Origin of the sequence: Burkholderia sp. HI2714 (assembly GCF_002223085.1) — a bacterium.
Classification (GTDB): domain Bacteria; phylum Pseudomonadota; class Gammaproteobacteria; order Burkholderiales; family Burkholderiaceae; genus Burkholderia; species Burkholderia lata_D.
Genome location: NZ_NKFM01000053.1, coordinates 558,052 through 573,877, shown reverse-complemented (window position 1 = coordinate 573,877; position 15,826 = coordinate 558,052). Strand labels below are relative to the sequence as shown.

Below are 15,826 nucleotides of genomic sequence, written 5' to 3'. Positions count from 1 at the left end.
GCAGTTCAGGCAGCGGCCCTCGGGCCGCTGCCTGACGCGCTACAGTTTGTCTCTTTTTCTTCATCGGCATATCCATGGCCTTTACACCTCATGATATGCCCCGCCCACGAAATCACGGATAGGTCCCAACCTGATCTACCGCTGCGGATGACGAAATGAACCGGGCGGCCTGCGAGGCAATCGCAGGCCGCCCGTCTTTCTTGTCAGTGCTCGACCATATGCTTACCGATCGTCTTCCCGCACCGAAGAAGGATGCCGGCACAGCGCCCGCACTTCCATCTCCATATACGGAAACAACGGCAGCTGACTCAGCAGGTCATGCAGCTGCTGCACGCTTTCCACATCGAAAATACTGACGTTCGCATACTGCCCGGCGATCCGCCACAAATGCCGCCAGGTCCCTTCGTTCATCAGCCGCTGGCACATCGCCTTTTCTTCCGCCTTCAGCGTGGCCGCCTTGACCGGATCCATGTCCGTCGGCAGACGGACGGTCATTTCCACATGAAACAGCATCCTGCACTCCTTGCGTTGTCGGTTCGTCGAATCGGAAGGCCACTCACGCCTGCGCGCGGGCCCGCTCGACTTCGCTGCCCGGCACGTCCGGCTTTTCCTTGAGCAGCGAGAAATCGAAGTCGATCAGCGCGAACTGCCCGTCGACGCCATACGGCTTGCCTTCCGCGCCTTCGGCCTGCTTCACCGGCGGGATCAACCCGTCGCGCGTCGCGAACGCGAAGTCGTCCCACAGATGCGGATCGCCATCGATGTTGATCTGCGTCGTCAGCTTACGATAACCGTCCGCCGAAACGAAGAAGTGAATGTGCGCCGGACGATGGCCGTGGCGGCCGAGCTGGTCGAGCAGTTGCTCGGTCTTGCTGCCCGGCGGCACGCTGTAGCCGACCGGCAGCACGCTGCGGAAGCTGTAGCGGCCTTCGGCGTCGGTGCGGATCGAGCGACGCAGGTTGAACGCGGGCTGCGACTGATCGAAGTACGAGTAGTTGCCGAGATGGTTCGCGTGCCATACCTCGACCAGTGCGTTCGCGATCGGCGCGCCATCCTGGCCGAGCACCTGGCCGCGCATGATCAGCGTCTGGCCCGGATCGGTGCCGTCGTCGAGACGCGCATGGCCGACCGATTCCGGCGCACCGGCGACATACAGCGGACCTTCGATCGTGCGCGGCGTGCCGCCCTGGATGCCGGCCTTTTCCTCGGCTTCGTCCATGCGCACGTCGAGGAAGCGCTCGAGGCCGAGGCCTGCCGCGATCAGCCCGAATTCGCGGCCGGCCTCGTTCAGGTAGTTCAGCGCCGTCCAGAATTCGCTCGGCTGCACGTCGAAGTCCTCGATCGTGTAGCAGATGTCCTTCACGATCCGGTTGACGATCGCGCGCACGCGCGGGTTGCCCGGCTTCTCGGCGGCGTCGTCGAAGGTCTTCAGCAGTGCGTCGATGGCTTGCTTGTTCATCTGTGTCTCCGGTTTCGGTTGTCGTGTGGGGATCAGCGGGCGTCGCGTCGCATCCGTTCGATGCGGGCCCAGTCGAAGGTGATGCCGAGGCCGGGCGTCGCCGGCAGGTGCAGCTTGAAATCCGCGTAGTGCAGCGGCTCGACGAGGATCTCCTCGGTGAGCAGCAGCGGGCCGAACAGTTCGGTGCCCCATTTCAGCGAGTCGAACGTGCTGAACAGTTGCGCGGACGCCATCGTGCCGGCCGCGCCCTCGAGCATCGTGCCGCCGTACAGCTCGATGCCGGCTGCCGCCGCGATCGACGCGACGCTCGCCGCACCCTGCAGGCCGCCCGATTGTGCGATCTTCACCGCGAACACGTCGGCCGCGCGATCCTGCGCGAGCGCGAATGCATCGACGGGGCCGTGCAGCGCCTCGTCGGCCATGATCGGCACCTGCGCCAGTTGCGTGAGGCGTTTCAGGCCCGCGCGGTTGGTCGCGGCGATCGGCTGCTCGACCAGGCTCACGCCGGCTTCGGCGAGTCGCGCGCCGGCCCAGATCGCGTCGGTTTCGCTCCACGCCTGGTTCACGTCGACGCGCACGTCGCCGCGTTCGCCGAGCGCGCGCTTGATCGCGATCACGTGCGCGACGTCGTCGGCCACCGCGTTCGAGCCGATCTTCAGCTTGAACGCGCGGTGGCGGCGCGCGTCGAGCATCGCCTCGGCTTCCGCGATGTCGCGCTGCGTATCGCCGCTCGCGAGCGTCCATGCGACATCGACCGCATCGGTCCGACGGCCGCCGAACAGTTCCGACAACGGCACGCCGAGGCGGCGCGCCTGCGCGTCGAACAGCGCGGTCTCGATCGCGCACTTCGCGAAGCGGTTGCCCTGGAACAGCTTGCGGGCGCGCGCCAGCGCGGCGCCCGGGCGGGTCGCATCCATGCCCTGCAGCAGCGGTGCGAAGTAGGTGTCGATGTTGACCTTGATGCTTTCGGGGCTCTCCTCGCCGTACGCGAGACCGCCGATGGTCGTCGCCTCGCCGACGCCTTCGATACCGTCCGTGCATCGAACACGCACCAGCACGAGGGTCTGGCAATTCATCGTGGCGACCGACAATTTGTGGGGCCGGATCGTCGGCACGTCGACGAGCAGCGTCTCGATGCGTTCGATGGTGGCGGCAGTTGCTATCATGCGATTCCTCCTGTTGGTGCACATGGTAGGAATTCCCGCCCCGCGTCGTCCAACACTCTTTCCGACTACTTCCATACCTTTGAGGCATGAAATGGAATTGCGTCAGCTCCGCTACTTCATCGCCGTCGCCGAGGAAATGAACATCACGCGGGCGGCCGAGCGACTGCACATGACGCAGCCGCCGCTCAGCCGGCAGCTCCAGGCGATCGAGGACGAGATCGGGCTGCCGCTGTTCGAGCGCGGCGCGCGGCCGCTGAAGCTGACCGATGCGGGGCGGGTGTTCTATGCGCAGGCGAAGCGCCTGGTCGACCAGGCCGACGAGCTGGGGCCGCTGACGCGGCGGCTCGCACAACTGTCGGAGCGGATCGTGATCGGCTTCGTACCGTCGACGCTGTACGGCGCGCTGCCGGACGTGATCCGCGCGTTTCGCGAGGCGCAGCCGGACGTCGAGTTGTCGCTGATCGAAATGTTTACGCTCGAGCAGCTCGGCGCGCTGAAGGGCGGGCGGATCGACGTGGGGTTCGGCCGGCTGCGCTTCGACGACGACCAACTGGTGCGCGAGGCGCTGATCGAGGAAAAGCTGATCGCGGCGCTGCCGGTCGGGCATCCGCTTGCCGATCCGGCCCGGCCGCTGACGCTCGCGGATATCGCGAACGAGACGCTGATCGTCTATCCGAGCACGCCGCGGCCGAGCTTCGCCGATCAGCAGCTGTCCGCGCTGCGCGATGGCGCGCTGGTGCCGGCGGCCGTTCACGAGGTGCGGGAGCTGCAGACGGCGCTCGGGCTCGTGGCCGCGCAGGTCGGCGTGTCACTGGTGCCGGAGAGCGTGGAGGGCGTGCGCGTGAAGGGCGTGGTCTACCGGCGGTTGCCGGAGCCGGCCGCGACGTCGCCGATCATCATGAGCCGCCGGCTGCACGGCGAAAGCGCGTTGACGGCCGCGTTTTGCGCGATTGCGCGGGAGATGATCGTGCCGGCGGGGTGACGATGGTCATCGTCCCTATAAATCGCAACTAACGGTCTGTTTCGGCAGGCACCTGCAGATGCGGGGAGGGCGCCGCGATGTCATGCGCTGTCGTGTGAGCGCTTGGGCGGTTACGCAAGCCGCCGGGCGCGCGAGCGTGCGCGACGACGTTACCGCTTGCCGTCGAGCGTTTCCGACGGCGATTCGCCGAACTTTTCCCGATAGGCGATCGCGAACCGCCCCAGGTGCGTAAACCCGCAATCGAGCGCGACATCGGCGATCCGCCGGTCGGACACCGCGCCGCGCAGCAGCTCGCGCGCATGATCGAGCCGCGTCGCGCGCAGGTATTGCATCGGGCTCATTCCGCGGAACTGCAGGAAGGCGTCGCGCAGTGTCCGTTCCGGCACGTTGGCGGCCTGGACTATATCGGCGAGTTGCAGCGGCTGCGCGTAGTGCGCGTTCACGAACTCCTGCGCGCGCCGCACGAAGCCCGGCGCCGGGTCGCGGTGCGACGCCTGCAGCACGGACGGCGGGTGGCCTTCGATCAGCAGGTCGATCAGCAGGTGCTCGAGCTGGGAGGCGACGCGCGGGTTCGCGTTTGCGCGTTCGAGCAGTTCGGGCGAGCGGGCGACGAGCATCAGTTGCTGGCGCCACGCGGCGAGTGCGGCGTCGCTGACATGCAGCACGGGATCGAGCGTCGCGCGCGGGTCGCCGGTCAGCGAGCCGACGGTCGCCGCGTCGATGCGCAGCACGAACTGCTCGCAATCGGCGGACAGTACCGCGTCGAAGCGTTCGCCAGGCGCACACAGCACGCCGGTCTGGCCGTCGACGCCGAGCTGCCGCCCCATCGCGCGCACCTCGGCCTGGCCGGACAGGCAGAACATCGGCAGGTAATAGCCATCGACCGCGTCGACCTGCACGCGCATCGCGTCGCCGAACGCGATCGTGCCGATCCCGAGCCCGCCGAGCCTGACGAAATCCATGTGCGACGCGCCACGCGTGCGGCCGTTCGGCAGCAGCGCATGCGGCTGCATCACGCGCGAGATCCGCTCGCGCGTCTCGTCGAGATCGCGGGATTCGAACAGCCGGTGCGCGCGCAGCGCGAGCGGCTCGAACGACGTTGGGGACATGGGCATCAGCCTTGGTGTAGACGGCGTGCGCTTCGATCCGATCAATGGGTCGCGATCGTGCGCCGGGTCGTGTGTGCCGTCATGCTAGCGCAGAAATCCGCCGAAAGTGGATATTGCACCGCCGCAATCGCACTTTCCGGATAGACGGCGAATATTAGCTTTTCAAAAATCGGCTCCATGCATTCAACGCAACGGATCGACAAGGAGTCCGACATGGAGCAGACAGAATCGCCCGTCGTTTTCGCCGCGCGCGACGACGCGTCCGACGTGAGCTTTCCGCACGACGACGGCTCGCGCGTGCCGTACAAGGTGTTCAGCTCGCGCGCGGTCTACGATCGCGAGCAGGAACGCATCTTCCGCGGCCCGACGTGGAACTTCGTCGCGCTGGAAGCGGAAATCCCGAACGCCGGCGACTTCAAGAGCACGTTCGTCGGCGACACGCCGGTGGTCGTCACGCGCACCGAAGACGGCGCGCTGTCCGCGTGGGTGAACCGCTGCGCGCACCGCGGCGCGCAGGTGTGCCGCAAGTCGCGCGGCAACGCGAGCTCGCACACGTGCGTCTATCACCAGTGGAGCTTCGACAACTCGGGCAACCTGCTTGGCGTGCCGTTCCGGCGCGGCCAGAAGGGGATGTCCGGGATGCCGGCCGACTTCGACCCGAAGCAGCACGGGCTGCGCAAGCTGCGCGTCGACAGCTATCGCGGGCTCGTGTTCGCCACCTTCAGCGACGACGTGATGCCGCTGCCCGACTATCTCGGCGAGCAGATGCGGCCGTGGATCGACCGGATCTTCCACAAGCCGATCGAGTATCTCGGCTGTACGCGCCAGTACTCGAAGTCGAACTGGAAGCTGTACATGGAGAACGTGAAGGACCCGTATCACGCGAGCATGCTGCACCTGTTCCATACGACCTTCAACATCTTCCGCGTCGGGATGAAGGCGCGCTCGATTCCGGATGCGAACCACGGGCTGCACAGCATCATCACGGTGACGAAGACGGGCGACGATACGTCGGCCGCGTACAAACAGCAGAACATTCGCTCGTTCGACGAAGGCTTTCATCTGGAAGACGAATCGATTCTCGACCTCGTGTCGGAATACGACGAGGACTGCACGAACCATATCCAGCCGATCTTTCCGCAGCTCGTGATCCAGCAGATCCACAACACGCTGGTCGCGCGGCAGATCCTGCCGAAAGGCCCCGACAACTTCGAACTGATCTTTCACTTCTTCGGCTATGCGGACGATACGCCCGAGCTGCGCGCGCTGCGCATCAAGCAGGCGAACCTCGTCGGGCCGGCCGGCTACATCTCGATGGAGGACACGGAGGCGACCGAGCTCGTGCAGCGCGGCACGGTGCGCGACGGCGACGCGACGTCGGTGATCGAGATGTCGCGCGGCAATCCGGACCAGCAGGACACGGTGATCACCGAAAGCCTGATCCGCAAGTTCTGGGTCGGCTACCAGAAGCTGATGGGCTATTGAAGCGGGAGCGCGGAATGATGGAAAACCTGACGGAAGACATGAAGACGTGGTTCGAGATTTACATGCTCCAGAACCGCTATATCGGGCACCTCGACAACGACCGGCTCGAAGCATGGCCGACGATGTTCACCGAGGACTGCACGTACGAAATCGTGCCGAAGGAGAACGCCGACCTCGGGCTGCCGGTCGGGATCGTCCACTGTACGAACCAGCGGATGCTGCGCGACCGCGTGGTGTCGCTGCGGCACGCGAACATCTACGAAGAGCACACGTACCGGCACATGACGTCGGGCCTGACGATCGTCGCGGAACGCGACGGCGAGATCGACACGGAGAGCAACTACGTGGTCGTGCAGACGCGCAGCAACGGCGAGTCGAACGTGTACCAGGCCGGCAAGTACTACGACACGGTCGTGCGCACGCCGGACGGCCTGCGCTACAAGACCAAGCGGGTGATCTACGACACGTCGCGCGTGCAGACGCTGCTCGCCACCCCGATCTGATACGGAAGCAAGGAACAGATATGACCGAAGCAACGCTCGCCGAGTGGCATCCGCTCGGCGCTTTCGACGATTTCTCCGAAGACGAACCGGCGGCGCGCGTCGCCGGCCAGAAGCCGATCGCGGTGTTCCGGATCGGCGACGAACTGTTCGCGATGCACGACCTCTGCACGCACGGCCACGCGCGGCTGTCCGAAGGTTATGTGGAGGACGGCTGCGTCGAATGCCCGCTGCACCAGGGGCTGATCGACATCCGCACCGGCGCGCCGAAATGCGCGCCGATCACGGAGCCGGTGCGGACCTATCCGATCCGGATCGTCGACGGGCAGGTGGAAGTCAATGTCGGCTGATCCGTTCGTGATCGTCGGCGCCGGGCATGCCGCGCGGCGCACGGCCGAGGCGCTGCGCGAGCGCGATGCCGCGGCGCGCATCGTGATGATCGGCGCGGAACGTGAGCTGCCGTACGACCGGCCCGCGCTGTCGAAGGATGCGCTGTTGACGGACGGCGGCGAGCAGCGCGCGTTCGTGCGCGACGCGGCGTGGTACGACACGCAGCGCATCGAACTGCGGCTCGGCACGCGCGTCGATGCGATCGAGCGCGATGCGCAGCGCGTGCGGCTCGACGACGGCGCGACGCTTCCGTATGCGCGGCTCGTGCTCGCAACGGGTTCGCGGGTGCGCATGTTTGGTGGCACGATCGACGAAGGCGTCACGCCGCATTACGTCCGCACGGTCGACGATGCGCGTGCGTTGCGCGTGCAGCTTGCGCCGGGCCGTCGCGTGGCGGTGCTCGGCGGCGGGTTCATCGGGCTGGAGGTCGCGGCGGCGGCGCGCCAGCTCGGGTGCGACGTGACGGTGATCGATCCGGCGCCGCGCCTGCTGCAGCGTGCGTTGCCGGAAGTGGTCGGTGCGTATGCGCGGCGGATGCACGATGCACGTGGCGTGGTCTTTCAGATGGCGACGCTGCCGCGCGCGATCCGTCGCGCACCGGGCGGCGGTGCGATCGTCGAGACCGATCGCGGCGACGTGCCGGCCGACCTCGTCGTGGTCGGCATCGGTGTGGTGCCGAATGTCGAGCTGGCGCAGGCGGCGGGGCTCGATGTCGACAACGGGATACGCGTCGACGCGGGCTGCCGCACGTTCGATCCCGCGATCTTCGCGGCGGGCGAGGTGACGATGCACTTCAATCCGCTGCTCGGGCGTCACGTGCGGATCGAGTCGTGGCAAGTGGCCGAAAACCAGCCGGCCGTCGCGGCCGCGAACCTGCTCGGCGCCGACGAGACCTACGCCGAGCTGCCGTGGCTCTGGTCGGATCAGTACGACTGCAACCTGCAGATGCTCGGGCTGTTCGGCAGCGAGCGCACGATCGTCGTGCGCGGCGATCCGGCGAACGGGTCGTTCACGGTGTTCGGGCTGGGGGATGACGGCAGGATCGTCGCGGTGGCCGCGGCGAACCTGGGGCGCGACATCGGCGCATCGCGCCGGTTGATCGCGGCGGGGGCGGTGCCGGACCCGGTGAAGCTTGCGGACCCGGCGGCGAACCTGAAGACGTTCATGTAGCAGGCGCTCGGTCGTCCGGCCCGGCATGCGGTGACGATGCCGGCCGGCGCCGTGTGCAATCCGCCGGTCCGATCCGGCGGCGTCCGACACGCTCGACGCGTGTCGCAATGTTTGTCGGCCACACCGCAACCGGTGCATATTAGCGGCATCGTTCGCCCGACCCGTTGCCCATGACGCCAGACAAAGCCCTCGAACTGAAACGCAGCAAGCGCCGCGCGCTGTGGCTGCTGCTGGCCGCCGTCGCGGTGTTCGTCACGACGATCCTGCTGCCGCGCGGCCCGTGGGTCGACGGCTTCAAGGCCGTGGCCGAAGCCGCGATGGTCGGCGCGCTCGCCGACTGGTTCGCGGTCGTCGCGCTGTTTCGCCGTGTGCCGATCCCGTTCGTGTCGCGCCACACCGAGATCATTCCGAAGAACAAGGACAAGATCGCCGACAACCTCGCGGTGTTCGTGCGCGAGAAATTCCTCGGTCCCGATGCGCTCGCCGCGCAGATCCGCCAGCACGATCCCGCGCAGAAGCTCGGCGCGTGGCTCGGCGAGCCGGCGAACACCGAGGCGCTCGGCGGCTATGTGACGAAGCTGATGAGTTTCGCGCTCGACATGACCGACGACGCGCGGATCCAGTCGTTCGTCCATGACGCGTTTCGCGCGGTGATCGACCGGATCGACCTGTCGCAATCGGCCGGCGCGATCCTCGACACGCTGACGAAGGATGGCCGCCACCAGGCGCTGCTCGACGATGCGATCGAACAGGTGGTCGACGTGCTCGACAAGGAGGAGAACCGCGAGGTGATCGCGGGTTTCATCGTCGAATGGCTGAAGACGCAGTACCCGAAGGTCGAGAAGATCATGCCGACGCAGTGGTTCGGCGAGAACGGCGCGCGAATGCTCGCGAGCGCAGTGAGCCGCGTGCTGGAAGGTGTCGCGGCCGACCCCGAGCACGAGCTGCGGCAACGTTTCGACCGGACGGTCGTGCGGCTGACCGAGCGGTTGAAGCACGATCCCGCTTTCATCGAGAAGGGCGAGGAGATCAAGCGCTATATCCGCGACGGCGCCGCGTTCAACGAGTATGTGCGCGACCTGTGGGATCAGTTGCGCGCGTGGCTGAAGGCTGATCTCGCGCGCCCCGATTCGGCGCTGCACCGGCAGGCCGTGATGCTCGGCGGCTGGCTCGGTTCGCGGCTCGCGGAGAGCCCGGCATTGCGTGCGTCGCTGAACGAGCACGTCGAGAAGGCCGTGCACGAGATGGCGCCGGATTTCGCGGATTTCCTGATGCGTCACATCCGCGACACGGTGCGCAACTGGGATGCGCGCGAGATGTCGCGGCAGATCGAGCTGAACATCGGCAAGGATCTGCAATACATCCGCATCAACGGCACGCTGGTCGGCGGGCTGATCGGGCTCGGGTTGTATCTGGTGTCGCTGGTGCCGCGCTGGGCGGCCGGCTGGCTGCACTGACACGGCCACAGGTATCGCGCGGCGGGCGGGACGGGCCGCGCCCGCGCATCATGCGTGCGCTTTCGAGCCGTGCAGTTGCAGGCCGAGCGCCTTGATGACCTTCAGGATCGTACCGAAGCTGGGGTTGCCGTCGTGCGACAGCGCCTTGTACAGCCCTTCGCGCGACAGGCCCGCATCGCGCGCGACCTGCGACATGCCGCGTGCCCGTGCGATCACGCCGAGCGCATGTGCGATGAAGGCCGGATCGTCGCCGCCTTCCTGCAGGCACGCTTCGAAGTAGTCGGCCATGTCGTCTTCGGTTTTCAGATGATCGGCCGAATCCCACGGCCGGGTGCTGATCTTGTCCATCGGTTACTCCATGTCGAGATGCGCGAGCATCGCGTGCGCGGCGCGGATGTCGGCCTGTTGCGCCGATTTATCGCCGCCGCAGAGCAGGATGACCCAGATCGTTCCGCGCCGGACGTAGTAGACGCGATAGCCCGGGCCGTGGTCGATCCGCATCTCGACGACCGGCGAGCCGGCGGACTTCCAGTCGCCCGGATTGCCCATCGAGAGGCGGTCGATGCGTGCCTGGATGCGGCGCTTCGCGACGCGATCCGGCAGGCCGGCAAACCAGGCGTCGAAGACGTCGGTGGTCCGGATGCTGAACGTAGGCGCACTGTAGGGCATGGATTGCAGTATGTCAACCATGGTTCACATGTCTGAGGTGTCGAGTGTCATTGCCGCTACGGTAGGGCCGTGCGCTTCGCTTGTGTGCCAAATGGCCGTTCGGCCGAAGTCGGGATCTTCCGAATCCGTCTACAATCAAAAACGTCCTTGCCGCCCGTGCGTGCGTGCCGCGCGCGGGCGGGTCCGTTTGTCCTCCGGTATCCGGAGGCGCCGCCGCGCAGCGCGTGTTGCGCGGCGGGCAGTGCCGTGGTTTGTGTCCAGTAGGTAAAGCGTCCGCGTGCCGTAGGCCGGCGCGCGTTCTGAACGCTGCGTGTCCGTAGGCCGGGCAGGCGGCATCAACCGAGAGTCCCCATGAAAGCATCGGATCTGTTCGTGAAGGCGCTGGAAGCCGAAGGCGTCGAGTACGTGTTCGGCATTCCCGGCGAAGAAAACCTCGATCTGCTCGAATCGCTGCGGCGATCGAAGATCAAGCTCGTGCTGACCCGGCACGAGCAGGCGGCCGGGTTCATGGCTGCCACCTACGGCCGCCTGACGGGCCGCACCGGCGTGTGTATCGCCACGCTCGGGCCCGGCGCGACGAACTTCGTGACGGCCGCCGCGTATGCGCAGCTCGGTGGCATGCCGATGCTGATGATCACCGGGCAGAAGCCGATCAAGTCCAGCAAGCAGGGCCACTTCCAGATCGTCGACGTGGTCGACATGATGCAGCCGCTCACGAAGTTCACGCGGCAGATCGTGTCGATCGGCAACATCCCGTCGGCCGTGCGCGAGGCGTTCCGTCGCGCGGAGGAAGAGCGCCCGGGCGCCGCGCACCTCGAGCTGCCGGAAGACATCGCGCACGAGGAGGGCGACGGCAAGCCGATCCCGCGCAGCTACAGCCGGCGGCCGGTGGCCGAGGAGAAGGCGGTCGCGCACGCGGTCGACGCGATCCAGGCCGCGCGCCATCCGCTCCTGATGATCGGCGCGGGCGGCAACCGCAAGACCACCTGCAAGATGCTGCTCGAATTCGTCGACAAGACGGGCATCCCGTTCTTCACGACGCAGATGGGCAAGGGCGTGATCGACGAGACGCATCCGCTGTGGCTCGGCAACGCGACGCTGTCCGACGGCGATTTCGTGCACCGTGCGATCGAGCACGCGGACTGCATCATCAACGTCGGCCACGACGTGATCGAGAAGCCGCCGTTCTTCATGCGTACCGACGACAAGACCGTGATCCACGTGAACTTCCTCGGCGCGCAGGTCGATCCTGTTTATTTCCCGCAGATCGAGGTGGTCGGCGACATCGCGAACGCGGTGTGGCAGATGAAGGAAGCGGTGACGCCGCAATCGCACTGGGATTTCGAACGCTTCCGGATGATCAAGGAGCATTTCGACGCGCATCTGCAGAAAGGGCAGCACGACTCGCGCTTTCCGATGTACCCGGTGCGGATCGTCAACGATCTGTACAACGCGATGCCGGTCGACGGCATCGTCTGTCTCGACAACGGGATGTACAAGATCTGGTTCGCGCGCTACTGGCGCGCGCACGAGCCGAATTCGCTGCTGCTCGACAACGCGCTCGCGTCGATGGGGGCGGGGCTGCCGTCGGCGATCGCGACGAAGATCGTGCATCCGCAGCGCAAGGTGATCGCCGTGTGCGGCGACGGCGGTTTCATGATGAATTCGCAGGAGCTCGAAACGGCCGTGCGGCTGAAGCTCGACCTCGTCGTGATGATCCTGCGCGACGACGCGTTCGGGATGATCCGCTGGAAGCAGGAGAACATGAATTTCCCCGATTTCGCGATGACGCTGCAGAACCCCGATTTCGTCGCGTATGCGCAAAGCTACGGCGCGCACGGGCATCGCGTCGAATCGGCCGACGATCTCGAGCCGCTGCTGCGCGAGTGTTTCTCGTCGCCGGGCGTGCACGTGATCGACGTGCCGATCGACTACTCGGACAACGAGCGCGTGCTGAACCGCGAGATCAAGCGCTTGTCGGCGCAACTCTGAATGCCACGTTCACAGGAAGGAGTCGTTCCATGTTGAAGGAAACCTATCCGTACTACCTCGCCAACGAAGCCGTCTACGCGAACACCGATCTGGACGTGACGGACAAGTTCAGCGGCAAGGTCGCGACACGCGTCGCGCTGGCCGACGCGAAGGCCATCGACGCGGCGATCGGCGCGGCGGTGGATGCCGCGAAGCCGATGCGCGAGCTGCCGGCCTACAAGCGGCAGGCCGTGCTCGATCATTGCGTCGCGCGCTTTCGCGAGCGCTTTGACGAGCTGGCCGAGGCGCTGTGCATCGAGGCCGGCAAGCCGATCAACGATTCGAAGGGCGAAGTGACGCGGCTGATCGACACGTTCCGCGTGGCGTCCGAGGAATCGGTGCGTATCGACGGCGAAATCATCAACCTCGAGATCTCCGCGCGTGCGCAGGGCTACACGGGCTACACGAAGCGCGTGCCGGTCGGCCCGTGCTCGTTCATCTCGCCGTTCAACTTCCCGCTGAATCTCGCCGCGCACAAGGTCGCGCCCGCGCTCGCGGCCGGCTGTCCGTTCGTGCTGAAGCCGGCGAGCCGCACGCCGATCGGCGCGCTGATCATCGGCGAGGTGCTCGCGGAAACCGACTTGCCCAAAGGCGCGTTCTCGGTGCTGCCCGCGCATCGCGACGGCGCCGACCTGTTCACGACCGACGAGCGTTTCAAGCTGCTGTCGTTCACGGGTTCGCCGGCCGTCGGCTGGGCGCTGAAGGAGAAGGCCGGCAAGAAGAAAGTCGTGCTGGAGCTCGGCGGCAACGCGGCCGCGATCGTCGATGCGGATCAGCGCGACCAGCTCGACTACGTGGTCGAGCGTCTTGCGTTCGGCGCGTATTACCAGTCGGGCCAGAGCTGCATCGGCGTGCAGCGGATCCTCGTGCATGCCGACCTGTACGACGCGTTGCGCGACAAGCTGATCGCGAAGACGCGTTCGCTGAAGATGGGCGACCCGAAGGATCCGTCGACGTTCGTCGGCCCGATGATCTCCGAATCTGAATCGCGCCGGCTGTCGGGCTGGATGGACGCGGCCGTCGCGGCGGGCGCGAAGATCGTCGCGGGCGGCAAGGTGGATGGCGCGATGTTCGAGGCGACGCTGCTGGAAAACGTCGGGCACGAGCAGGACCTGTACCGGAAGGAGGCATTCGGCCCCGTCGCGATCCTCGAGAAGTTCGACCGGTTCGACGATGCGCTCGCGCGCGTGAACGACAGCGACTTCGGGCTGCAGGCCGGCGTGTTCACCGATTCGCTCGCGCATGCGCAGCGCGCGTGGGACGAGCTGGAGGTCGGCGGCGTCGTGATCAACGACGTGCCGTCGTTCCGCGTCGACAACATGCCGTACGGCGGCGTGAAGGATTCGGGCCTCGGCCGCGAAGGGATCCGCTACGCGATCGAGGACATGACCGAGCCGCGGCTGATGGTCGTGCGGCGCCGGTAACGCGCAGGCAGGCGGCGCGGTGCCGCGGACGGCACGCGGGCGGGCGATCGGGCCAGCCCGCGTGCCGTTTTTCATGGTGCCGCGCACCTTGGGCCGGCGCCGGGCCGCACCGTGACCGCCGCGACCGCCGCGACCGGCGGGCAGCCCGACGCGCTCGACTGCGGGCCTCGCCTCGTGATGTAATCGCGCGAAACTGCCGACCGGGGTACGACACCGGAAAGCGCGAATTCATTCTTCACGAGGTCGATTCATGTCCCCCGTCTCGGCATTCAAGCTGGTTTTGTTGTCGTTTCTCGCGATCGTCGCGCTCGAATGCATCGCCAAGCGGCTGCGGTTACCGCCCGCGGCCGCGCTGCTGATCGGCGGCATCGGCATCGCGTTCATTCCCGGCCTGCCGCCGATCAATCTCGATCCGGAACTGGTGCTGCTGGTGTTCCTGCCGCCGCTGCTGATGGACGGCGCGTACTTCTCGGTGTGGGAGGAGTTCAAGCGCAACGTCGGCGGCATCCTGCTGCTCGCGATCGGCGCGGTCGTGTTCACGACGTTCGCGGTCGGCTTCGCCGTGCACTGGGTAGCGCCGTCGCTGCCGTGGGCCGCGTGCTTCGCACTCGGCGCGATCGTGTCGCCGCCCGACGCCGTGGCAGCGAAGGCCGTGCTCGAGCGCGTCGCGCTGCCGCGCCGGCTGATGGTGCTGCTCGAAGGCGAGAGCCTGCTGAACGATGCGGCCGGCCTCGTGCTGTTCCGCTTCGCGGTTGTCGCGGCGCTGTCGGGCACCTTCAGCCTCGGCCACGCGGTCGTGGGTTTCGCGGAACTCGGGCTCGGCGGCGTGGTGGTCGGCTTCGCGGTCGGCAAGCTCGTCGTGTGGTTCCTGAAGCTGCTCGACGACGACTATCTCGTGATCACCGTCGCGGTGATCGCCGGCTGGATCGCGTACATCGCGGGGGAAATGGTCGAAGTGTCCGGCGTGATCGCCACCGTCACGGCCGGCATGATCGTCGGCTGGCATCAGCACGAGGTGTTCTCGGCGGCGGTGCGCACGCGCGGCACCGCGTTCTGGCAGGTCATCGTGTTCCTGCTCGAAGCGATGGTATTCGTGCTGATCGGGCTGTCGCTGCGCGGCGCGATCCACCGGCTCGGCGGTTTCGAGCAGGTGCTCGCGACGATGGTGCCGCCGATGCTCGCGGTGCTGGCGGCGGTGATCGTGTCGCGCTTCGTGTGGATCTACGCGGTCGAGGCGCTGAAGTGGCCGGTGCGCGGGATCGTGCGGCGCGGCGAAGCGCCCGACTGGAAGGCCGCGACGATCATGAGCTGGGCCGGGATGCGCGGCGTCGTCACGCTGGCGATCGCATTGTCGCTGCCCGAGGCGATGCCCGGCCGCGACGTGATCCTGGTCGCGTCGTTTGCGGTGATCCTCGTCACCGTGCTGCTGCAGGGCACGACGATCGGGCCGTTGATCCGGTTGCTGCGCCTGCCGCAGCGCGAAGAACGTGCGTCGCACCACCTGACCGAGCCGCAGACGTGGGCGTACGTCGAGGCGGCGCAGCTCGCGGCGATCCAGCCGCTCGTGCGCGACGAGAACGGGGTCGTGATCCATCCGCGCCTGCTCGAGCAGTACACGTATCGCGCGGAATTGACGGAAAAGGCGAAGAACGAGCCGACGTATCCGGCTGAAGTGCGTGCCGCGCACTACGACGTCGTGCTGGCCGCGATCCGGGCCGGTCGCGCGGAACTGTTGCGCCTGCACCGTTCGGGGCGCATCCACGACGAGATGCTGCATGCGCTCGAGCGCGACCTCGACCTGCAGGAAGTGTCCGCGCAGCACGCGCGCGGGTAAGGCCGCCCCCTTCGCCACCTCGCCATCGAGCGGCCGGCGTCAGCCGGCCCGAAGCGCACCCGGGCCAAACGTTGCCCGGCGCGCTTTTTTCTTTCGCGCGCCCGCCGATTGGGCGGATATTCATCCGGCCCTCAAATGCGACGGCAGCGA

General features: G+C 66.7%; 15 protein-coding genes. 9 read left to right on the top strand and 6 right to left on the bottom strand.

Going from position 1 to position 15,826, the window contains the following annotated elements; genetic code table 11:
- Window positions 1-222: 222 nt before the first annotated feature.
- Genes catC through CFB82_RS29355 form a run of 3 tightly spaced genes read right to left on the bottom strand, consistent with a single transcriptional unit; the run spans window position 223 to window position 2,625 of the window.
- Window positions 223-513, bottom strand: coding sequence for a muconolactone Delta-isomerase (gene catC / locus CFB82_RS29365; RefSeq protein ID WP_011355923.1), 291 nt, complete (start codon window positions 511-513; stop codon window positions 223-225).
- Between the two features lie 43 nt (window positions 514-556).
- Window positions 557-1,459: a catechol 1,2-dioxygenase gene (gene catA, locus CFB82_RS29360; RefSeq protein WP_089443064.1), complete on the bottom strand. Its 903-nt coding sequence runs from the start codon at window positions 1,457-1,459 to the stop codon at window positions 557-559.
- A 32-nt stretch (window positions 1,460-1,491) separates the two neighbouring features.
- The gene (locus CFB82_RS29355) at window positions 1,492-2,625 is read right to left on the bottom strand and encodes a muconate/chloromuconate family cycloisomerase (RefSeq protein ID WP_089486289.1); all 1,134 of its coding nucleotides are present in this window, start codon (window positions 2,623-2,625) and stop codon (window positions 1,492-1,494) included.
- Window positions 2,626-2,716: 91 nt separating this feature from the next.
- On the opposite strand from CFB82_RS29355, the gene CFB82_RS29350 reads away from it, so the two are divergent.
- Window positions 2,717-3,607, top strand: coding sequence for a LysR family transcriptional regulator (locus CFB82_RS29350; protein WP_089486288.1), 891 nt, complete (start codon window positions 2,717-2,719; stop codon window positions 3,605-3,607).
- 149 nt (window positions 3,608-3,756) lie between these two features.
- Here CFB82_RS29350 and andR read toward each other — a convergent pair whose 3' ends face one another.
- Window positions 3,757-4,716, bottom strand: coding sequence for an anthranilate 1,2-dioxygenase regulatory protein AndR (gene andR, locus CFB82_RS29345; protein ID WP_089486287.1), 960 nt, complete (start codon window positions 4,714-4,716; stop codon window positions 3,757-3,759).
- A gap of 213 nt (window positions 4,717-4,929) precedes the next feature.
- On the opposite strand from andR, the gene andAc reads away from it, so the two are divergent.
- The 5 genes from andAc (at window position 4,930) to CFB82_RS29320 (ending at window position 9,718) form a co-directional block, all read left to right on the top strand.
- On the top strand, window positions 4,930-6,201 hold the full coding sequence (andAc, locus tag CFB82_RS29340) for an anthranilate 1,2-dioxygenase large subunit AndAc (RefSeq protein ID WP_089457761.1): 1,272 nt from the start codon (window positions 4,930-4,932) through the stop codon (window positions 6,199-6,201).
- Window positions 6,202-6,215: 14 nt separating this feature from the next.
- Complete coding sequence (gene andAd / locus CFB82_RS29335) at window positions 6,216-6,704, top strand: anthranilate 1,2-dioxygenase small subunit AndAd (RefSeq protein ID WP_069251004.1); 489 nt, start codon at window positions 6,216-6,218, stop codon at window positions 6,702-6,704.
- A 20-nt stretch (window positions 6,705-6,724) separates the two neighbouring features.
- Window positions 6,725-7,051, top strand: coding sequence for an anthranilate 1,2-dioxygenase ferredoxin subunit AndAb (andAb, locus tag CFB82_RS29330; protein WP_089486286.1), 327 nt, complete (start codon window positions 6,725-6,727; stop codon window positions 7,049-7,051).
- Window positions 7,041-8,261 (top strand): anthranilate 1,2-dioxygenase system ferredoxin--NAD(+) reductase, encoded by a 1,221-nt coding sequence (gene andAa, locus CFB82_RS29325; protein ID WP_089486285.1) that lies wholly within the window; start codon window positions 7,041-7,043, stop codon window positions 8,259-8,261. The genes andAb and andAa overlap by 11 nt, the downstream gene beginning before the upstream one ends.
- A gap of 170 nt (window positions 8,262-8,431) precedes the next feature.
- Window positions 8,432-9,718, top strand: coding sequence for a DUF445 domain-containing protein (locus tag CFB82_RS29320; RefSeq protein ID WP_089486284.1), 1,287 nt, complete (start codon window positions 8,432-8,434; stop codon window positions 9,716-9,718).
- Window positions 9,719-9,766: 48 nt separating this feature from the next.
- Here the strand turns inward: CFB82_RS29320 and CFB82_RS29315 are convergent, their stop codons facing one another.
- Both CFB82_RS29315 and CFB82_RS29310 read right to left on the bottom strand, forming a co-directional pair.
- On the bottom strand, window positions 9,767-10,066 hold the full coding sequence (locus CFB82_RS29315) for an addiction module antidote protein (RefSeq protein WP_069251007.1): 300 nt from the start codon (window positions 10,064-10,066) through the stop codon (window positions 9,767-9,769).
- Window positions 10,067-10,069: 3 nt separating this feature from the next.
- A complete protein-coding gene (locus CFB82_RS29310) occupies window positions 10,070-10,387 on the bottom strand; it encodes a type II toxin-antitoxin system RelE/ParE family toxin (RefSeq protein ID WP_256990512.1) in 318 nt (105 codons plus the stop codon).
- A gap of 351 nt (window positions 10,388-10,738) precedes the next feature.
- Between CFB82_RS29310 and CFB82_RS29300 the strand changes: the two genes are divergently transcribed.
- From CFB82_RS29300 to CFB82_RS29290, 3 genes are all read left to right on the top strand, one after another.
- A complete protein-coding gene (locus tag CFB82_RS29300; protein WP_089447287.1) occupies window positions 10,739-12,379 on the top strand; it encodes an acetolactate synthase large subunit in 1,641 nt (546 codons plus the stop codon).
- Window positions 12,380-12,408: 29 nt separating this feature from the next.
- Window positions 12,409-13,842, top strand: coding sequence for an aldehyde dehydrogenase family protein (locus CFB82_RS29295; RefSeq protein WP_089447288.1), 1,434 nt, complete (start codon window positions 12,409-12,411; stop codon window positions 13,840-13,842).
- A 250-nt stretch (window positions 13,843-14,092) separates the two neighbouring features.
- Window positions 14,093-15,676: a Na+/H+ antiporter gene (locus tag CFB82_RS29290; RefSeq protein ID WP_069251011.1), complete on the top strand. Its 1,584-nt coding sequence runs from the start codon at window positions 14,093-14,095 to the stop codon at window positions 15,674-15,676.
- The last annotated feature ends 150 nt before the right edge of the window (window positions 15,677-15,826 follow it).